5 protein-coding genes and 2 riboswitches are annotated in these 7,130 nt (G+C 71.2%); of the genes, 4 read left to right on the forward strand and 1 reads right to left on the reverse strand.

Going from position 1 to position 7,130, the window contains the following annotated elements; all coding sequences use genetic code 11:
• Positions 1-54 precede the first annotated feature (54 nt).
• The 4 genes from VFF97_RS10590 to gcvP all read left to right on the forward strand — a co-directional run bounded on the left by VFF97_RS10590 (position 55) and on the right by gcvP (position 6,020).
• On the forward strand, positions 55-1,227 hold the full coding sequence (locus tag VFF97_RS10590) for a MarP family serine protease (protein WP_325033463.1): 1,173 nt from the start codon (positions 55-57) through the stop codon (positions 1,225-1,227).
• Between the two features lie 71 nt (positions 1,228-1,298).
• Positions 1,299-1,401: riboswitch (glycine riboswitch) on the forward strand.
• A gap of 1 nt (position 1,402) precedes the next feature.
• A riboswitch (glycine riboswitch) is annotated at positions 1,403-1,506 on the forward strand.
• 49 nt (positions 1,507-1,555) lie between these two features.
• Complete coding sequence (gcvT, locus tag VFF97_RS10595) at positions 1,556-2,683, forward strand: glycine cleavage system aminomethyltransferase GcvT (RefSeq protein WP_325033464.1); 1,128 nt, start codon at positions 1,556-1,558, stop codon at positions 2,681-2,683.
• Positions 2,680-3,102, forward strand: coding sequence for a glycine cleavage system protein GcvH (gcvH, locus tag VFF97_RS10600; RefSeq protein ID WP_325033465.1), 423 nt, complete (start codon positions 2,680-2,682; stop codon positions 3,100-3,102). The genes gcvT and gcvH overlap by 4 nt, the downstream gene beginning before the upstream one ends.
• Before the next feature lie 62 nt (positions 3,103-3,164).
• On the forward strand, positions 3,165-6,020 hold the full coding sequence (gcvP, locus tag VFF97_RS10605; RefSeq protein ID WP_414684250.1) for an aminomethyl-transferring glycine dehydrogenase: 2,856 nt from the start codon (positions 3,165-3,167) through the stop codon (positions 6,018-6,020).
• An 18-nt stretch (positions 6,021-6,038) separates the two neighbouring features.
• On the opposite strand, the gene VFF97_RS10610 is transcribed toward gcvP, so the two are convergent.
• Positions 6,039-6,881, reverse strand: coding sequence for a CPBP family intramembrane glutamic endopeptidase (locus VFF97_RS10610; RefSeq protein ID WP_325033467.1), 843 nt, complete (start codon positions 6,879-6,881; stop codon positions 6,039-6,041).
• Between the last annotated feature and the right edge of the window lie 249 nt (positions 6,882-7,130).

The raw sequence follows: 7,130 nt of genomic DNA on the forward strand, positions 1-7,130 counted from the left end.
CCGCCGACGTGGATCGCCTACAGTGGCGACGCCGCACGACCGAGAGGAGGCCCGATGATCATCGTCGACGTGATCGCGGTCCTCGCCCTCGTCGCGGCTCTCGCCATCGGCGTCGGCCGGGGCTTCCTCGCGACCGTCGGCACACTCGTGGGTCTCGTCGCCGGCGCTCTCGCGGCGTACTGGCTGGTGCCCGTCGCGGGCGTGTTCCTCCCCGGCGGGGCGTGGCGAGGCATCCTGCTCGCGAGCAGCGCGATCTTCCTCGTGGTCCTCGGCGCCGCGATCGGAACCGGCATCGGCACGGTCGTGCGCAAGGGCGTCGAGCGCACCCCGCTGCGCGGAGTCGACCGTGTGCTCGGCGGCGTGCTCAACGTCGTCGTGACCGCTCTCGTGCTGCTGCTCGTCGGCACGACGGTGACCGCCACGGGAACCCCGCTCGTCGCGTCGGCCGTCGGTTCGTCGCGCGTGCTTCGCATGATCGACGCGCTCACGCCGACGCCCGTCGACGCGGCGCTCGCGCAGCTGCGCGGCGCGGTGCTCGCCGACGGCCTGCCGACGCTCGGCGAGCTGCTGAGCCCGCAGGCGCAGCCCACGGCGCCTCCGCTCGCGCTCGACGATCCCGAACTGCAGCAGGCAGCGGCATCCGTCGCCCGCATCAGCGGAACCGCCTCGGCGTGCGGCGTCGCGATGACCGGCTCCGGATTCGTCGCCGCCGACGACCTCGTCGTCACGAACGCGCACGTGCTCGCGGGCGTCGAGGCGCCACTCGTCGAGCTGCCCGGCGGCACCGCGCGAGAGGGTCGCGTCGTGTACTTCGACCCCGTCGACGACCTCGCCGTCATCGCGGTCGCAGACCTTCCGGCCGAGCCCCTGCCGATCGTCGACACGATCGGCCCCGGCACACCCGCCGTCGTGCAGGGCTACCCGCACGGCGGACCGCTCACGAGCACGGGGGCCCACGTGCTGTCGGTCGGCGCCGTCCCCGTCCCCGACATCTACGGCGAGTCGGCGGCTCTTCGCGAGATCTACTCGCTGCAGGCGGACGTGCAGCCCGGCAACTCCGGCGGGCCGCTGCTGACCGAAGACGGCGAGGTCGCGGGCGTCGTGTTCGCGCGCGGCGATGTCGGGCAGAGCCTCGGGTACGCGGTCACGCCGGTCGAGCTCGCGCCCGCGCTCGCCGAGGCATCCGGAGACAGCCCCACCGTGTCGACGGGGGCCTGCGCGGCCTGACCCGCCCGCGCCCCGCTGGCCCGGCGGGAGTCGGGCGGATATGCTGGGCCCGCAACTGAAGACCAGGCCGCATGACGACTGCGGGAGAGCCCCGACCACGCCGAGCGTGGCGACGGGCACCGAAGGAGCAAGCCTCCCCGCCAATCTCTCAGGTCCGTGTACCGCATCCGTCCGGCCGCTCTGGAGAGTGGTGCAGCCGCACCCGCCGAAGGAGAAAGCCCCCCTCGACGCCGTTCGTCGAGGCGGCGGCGAAGCTCTCAGGTCGAAGACAGAGGGGGAGTTCCGCGGATGCCGCCCGGCATCCACCCGCCCGACCACGGGAGAACTCATGACCCAGCTGCGCACGACCCCGTTGCATTCCCGACATGAGGCGCTCGGCGCGTCGTTCACGGACTTCGGCGGATGGCTCATGCCCGTCCGCTACACGTCCGACCTCGCCGAGCACCACTCCGTCCGCAACGCCGCGGGCCTGTTCGACATCTCGCACATGGCGGAGATCGAGGTGAGGGGCGCGGATGCCGCGGCGTTCCTCGACTTCGCCGTCTCGGGCCGCATGTCGGCGCTGGCCGCCGACCAGGCGAAGTACACGCTCCTGCTCGAGCCGTCGGGCGGGATCATCGACGATCTCATCGTCTACCGCACCGCCGAGGACGGGTTCATGGTCGTCGCGAACGCGGGCAACCGCGACGCGGCGGTCGCCGCCCTCACCGAACGCGCCGCCGAGTTCGACGTCGTCGTCGACGACTGCACCGACCACATCGCGCTCATCGCCGTGCAGGGTCCTGCGTCGCAGGCGATCCTCGAAGCGACGCCCGAGATCCGGGTGGGAGGGCACACGCCGCTGTCCGACGTCAAGTACTACCGGCGCACGCACGCCGACTTCGTGCATGGCGGCGAGTCCGTGCCGATGCACCTCGCGCGCACCGGGTACACGGGCGAGGACGGCTTCGAGCTGTTCATCCGCGCGAGCGCGGTCGGGCCGCTGTGGGACGCGGTCCTCGCATCCGGGGAGCCGTTCGGGCTCGTCCCCGCGGGGCTCGCGGCCCGAGACACGCTGCGCCTCGAAGCGGGCATGCCCCTCTACGGACACGAGCTGTCGCGCGAGACGGTGCCCTCGCAGGTGGGCCTCGCGCGCGCCGTCGCCGCCGACAAAGAGGACTTCGTCGGACGCACCGCGATCGAGACCGTCGTCGCGACCGACGCACCCGTGCTCGTCGGGCTCGTCGCCGAGGGGCGCCGCGCCGGCCGCGCGGGCTACGCCGTGCTCGACGCCGATGGCAACCGCGTCGGCGAGATCACGAGCGGCGCGCTGAGCCCGACCCTGGGGCATCCGATCGCCATGGCCTTCGTCTCGCCCCACTTCAGCGCCCCCGACACGACCCTCTTCATCGACGTGCGCGGAAACCGCATCCCGGCGACCGTCACCGCCCTGCCCTTCTACCGGAGGAAGAAATGACCGATCTCGACAACCTCAAATACACCGCGGAGCACGAGTGGATCGCCGTCGACGGCGACCCTTCGACGGGCTCGGGGCAGGCGACGACCGGCGCGGTCGTCGTGACCATCGGCATCACCGACTACGCCGCCGACAAGCTGGGCGACGTCGTCTACGTCGACCTCCCCGCCGCCGGGTCGTCCGTCACCGCCGGAGACGTGTGCGGCGAGATCGAGTCGACGAAGTCGGTCGGCGAGCTGTACGCGCCGGTGTCGGGTGAGATCGTCGAGGTCAACGACGCCGTGGTCGGCGACCCGTCGATCGTCAACGCCGACCCGTTCGGCGACGGCTGGCTCGTCAAGCTGCGCGTCGACGCGGCCGCCCTCGACGGACTGCTCGACCGTGCCGCCTACGTCGCGCTGACCGAGGGCGACAAGTGACGTCCGCACAGCGCCGCTTCGCGGACCGCCACATCGGAACGGATGCCGCGGCCCAGCGCACGATGCTCGACGCGCTCGGCTACGACAGCGTCGACGACCTCGTGCGCGCCGCGGTCCCCGCGTCCATCCACTCCACGCCGCGCGCGACGAGCGACATCCCGCGCGCCGCGACCGAGGCCGAGGCGCTCGCGGAGCTGCGCGCACTCGCGTCGATGAACCGCGTCGCCCGGCCGATGATCGGACTGGGCTTCTACGACACGTTCACGCCCTCGGTGATCGCGCGGAACGTGCTCGAGAACCCGTCGTGGTACACGGCGTACACGCCGTACCAGCCCGAGATCTCGCAGGGGCGGCTCGAGGCGCTCATCAACTTCCAGACGATGGTGTCCGACCTCACCGGGCTCGACACCGCGAACGCGTCCATGCTCGACGAGTCGACGGCCGTCGTCGAGGGCATGCTCCTCGCGCGCCGCGCGTCGAAGTCGTCCTCGAACGTGTTCGCCGTCGACGCCGATGCGCTGCCCCAGACGAAGGCGCTCCTGCGCACGCGCGCCGGCGCGGTCGGCGTCACGCTCGTCGAGGTCGACTTCGCCCACGGCGGAACGATCCCCGTCGAGGTCGACCGTGAGCAGGTCGATCCGTTCGGCGTGTTCGTGCAGTACCCGGGCGCGTCAGGGCGCGTGTGGGACCCGTCGGGCGTCATCGACGCGGTGCACGTCTCGGGCGGTCTCGCGATCGTCGCAGCCGACCTCCTCGCACTCACGCTCCTTCGCTCACCGGGCTCGCTCGGCGCCGACGTCGCCGTCGGCACGACGCAGCGGTTCGGCGTGCCGCTCGGCTTCGGCGGACCCCACGCGGGCTACATGGCGGTGCGGCAGGGCCTCGAGCGACAGCTCCCCGGGCGACTGGTCGGGGTGTCGCAGGACGCGGCGGGGCATCCGGCTTACCGCCTCGCCCTGCAGACCCGCGAACAGCACATCCGTCGCGAGAAGGCGACCTCGAACATCTGCACCTCGCAGGGGCTGCTGGCGGTCATGGCGTCGATGTACGCCGTGTACCACGGCCCCGAGGGGCTCCGCGAGATCGCGACCGACGTCGCGAAGAAGGCCGAGGCGCTCGCCGGACGCCTGCGCGAGTACGGCCTGTCGCTCGTGTCGGACTCGTTCTTCGACACGATCCGCGTCGTGACTCCCGGACCCTCGAAGCGGGTCATCGACCGTGCGCGCTCGCGCGGCTACCAGCTGTTCTGGGCGGATGACGCGACCGTCGGCGTCTCGGTCGACGAGACCACGACGGCCGACGACCTCGCCGCCGTCGCGTGGGCGTTCGGGCTGCCCGACGCCGAGTTCGACGGCGCCGGCGAGGAGGGCGAGCGCGCGGTGCCGTTCGAGGACGCGGTGCCGCTCGCCGTCGTGCCCGAGGTGCTCCACCGTGAGGACGAATATCTCACGCATCCGGTGTTCCACGCCCATCGCAGCGAGACCGCGATGATGCGGTACCTCAAGACGCTGTCCGACCGCGACTACGCACTCGACCGCGGCATGATCCCGCTCGGTTCGTGCACGATGAAGCTCAACGCCGCGACCGAGATGGCCGCGATCTCGTGGCCGGAGTTCTCGCGCGTGCATCCGTTCGCCCCCGAGGCGGACGTGCGCGGCTACCTCGCGATGATCGAGCAGCTCGAGACGTGGCTCGCCGAGGTCACGGGCTACGACGCCGTGTCGCTGCAGCCGAACGCAGGATCGCAGGGCGAGCTCGCCGGACTTCTCGCGATCCGCGGCTACCACGACGCGAACGGCGAGTCCGAGCGGCGCGTGTGCCTCATCCCGTCGTCGGCGCACGGCACGAACGCGGCCTCCGCGGTGCTCGCGGGCCTGCGCGTCGTGGTCGTCGCGTGCGACGACCAGGGCAACGTCGACCTCGACGACCTCCGCGCGAAGGTCGACCAGCACCGCGACGAGCTCGCGGCCCTCATGATCACCTACCCGTCGACGCACGGCGTGTACGAGCACGACGTGCTCGAGATAACGAGCGCCGTGCACGAGGCGGGCGGGCAGGTCTACGTCGACGGCGCGAACCTCAACGCGCTGCTGGGCTACTCCCGCTTCGGAGACCTCGGCGGCGACGTGTCGCACCTCAACCTCCACAAGACGTTCGCGATCCCGCACGGCGGCGGGGGCCCGGGCGTCGGCCCGGTCGCAGCCAAGGCGCACCTCGCGCCCTTCCTGCCGGGGCATCCGTTCTCGCAGCGGAAGGACCACGCGGGCGGGGTCTTCCAGGGCGGTCCCGTCTCGGCGGCTCCGCACGGCTCGGCGGGGATCCTCCCGATCTCGTGGGCGTACGTCCGCATGATGGGGACGGAAGGACTCACGGATGCCACGGCCGCCGCCGTGCTCTCCGCGAACTACCTCGCGGCCCGGCTGCGCGAGCATTTCCCGGTGCTGTACACGGGCGACAACGGACTCGTCGCGCATGAGTGCATCCTCGACCTGCGACCGCTCAAGGAGCAGACCGGCATCACGGTCGACGACGTCGCCAAGCGCCTCATCGACTACGGGTTCCATGCGCCGACGATGTCTTTCCCCGTCGCGGGCACGCTCATGGTCGAGCCGACCGAGTCGGAGGACCTCGGCGAGCTCGAGCGGTTCGTCGAGGCGATGATCGCGATCCGGAACGAGGCGCTCGCGGTCGCGGCGGGGGAGTGGCCGAAGGACGACAACCCCCTCGTGAACGCGCCGCACACGGCGGCGTCGATCGCGGCGGACGAATGGACGCACCCGTACTCGCGCGAGCAGGCCGTCTTCCCCGTGCCGTCGCTCGTGCGGAACAAATACTGGCCGCCCGTGCGTCGCATCGACCAGGCGTGGGGCGACCGCAACCTCGTGTGCGCGTGCCCGCCGATCGAGGCGTTCGCCTGACGCGGCGCGCGCCCGGCCTCAGGCCGCGGGCGTCGGGGTAGGACTCGGAGTCGGGGTCGGCAGGGGGCCGAAGACGTCCGGCCACATCGCCGCCGCGATGGGGTAGCCGACGAACGCGACCGTGTCGATGAGCGCATGCGCGATCACCAGCGGCATGACGCGGCCCCAGCGGCGGTAGCACCAGCCGAAGAGGACGCCCATCGCGAAGTTGCCCACGACCGCGCCCGGCCCCTGGTACGCGTGATATGCGCCGCGGATCGCGGCCGAGGTGAGGATGATCGGCCACCACGACCACCCGAGCCGGCGGAGCCGGTCGAAGAGGTAGCCGTTGAAGATGACCTCCTCGACGAGGCCGGCGCGCACGGCGGCGAGGATGAGCACCGGGACGGTGTACCACGCGGCGTCGAGAGGCGATGCGCTCACCTGGAGCGTGATGTTGAGCGCACGCCCGACGATATAGAGGACGATGCCGGGCACGCCGACCACGGCGGCGAGCAGGAGCCCGCGGGCGACGTCGCCCCCGAACCGGCGGAAGTCGAGACCGATGCGCCGCAGCGCGTTGCCGCCCGGCTCCCACAGCAGGTAGACGACGAGCGCCACGACGGCGAGCGAGAAGAAGACGTCGAGCAGCTGGTACAGGAGGTCCCAGAATGCCGCCGCGTCTCGGGTCGGATTCAGCTGTGTCGCACGGTCGCCGAGGCCTTCTCCGGCGGTGAGGGCATCGATCGCGGTGCGGATCAGAGCGAGCACGGAGTACAGCGCGGAGCGTCCCACCGTGACAGCGAGGACGAGCCAGATCTCCCACGTGAGACGAGCCCGCTCGTACCGCGAAAGCGGGTCTCCGACAGTGGTTTCCCTCACAACGTCGGGAGGTTCTGGCGGGCTCACCTTGTCAGATTGCCACACTGCGAAGGGCCCGAGTTAAGGCTCTGTAACGTTTTCGAGGATTGTTTTGACCATCTCACCTGGCGTGCTTATGGTTTTCCCATCCAGCGCCCCCGCATGGCCCCGCCTACGCGTGTGCGCTCAACCCTGCACAGGAGGAACAGTGAGAATGAAGCGCATTTCGGCTGCGGTGGCGCTCACCGCCGTCGGCGCACTTGCGATCTC

This window comes from Microbacterium sp. (genome assembly GCF_035687345.1).
Taxonomy (GTDB): Bacteria; Actinomycetota; Actinomycetes; order Actinomycetales; family Microbacteriaceae; genus Microbacterium.

Coding starts and splice junctions, on each gene's coding strand:
- VFF97_RS10590 (WP_325033463.1), top strand. CDS start 55: ATGATCATCGTCGACGTGATCGCGGTCCTCGCCCTCGTCGCGGCTCTC.
- gcvP (WP_414684250.1), top strand. CDS start 3,165: ATGCTCGACGCGCTCGGCTACGACAGCGTCGACGACCTCGTGCGCGCC.
- gcvH (WP_325033465.1), top strand. CDS start 2,680: ATGACCGATCTCGACAACCTCAAATACACCGCGGAGCACGAGTGGATC.
- gcvT (WP_325033464.1), top strand. CDS start 1,556: ATGACCCAGCTGCGCACGACCCCGTTGCATTCCCGACATGAGGCGCTC.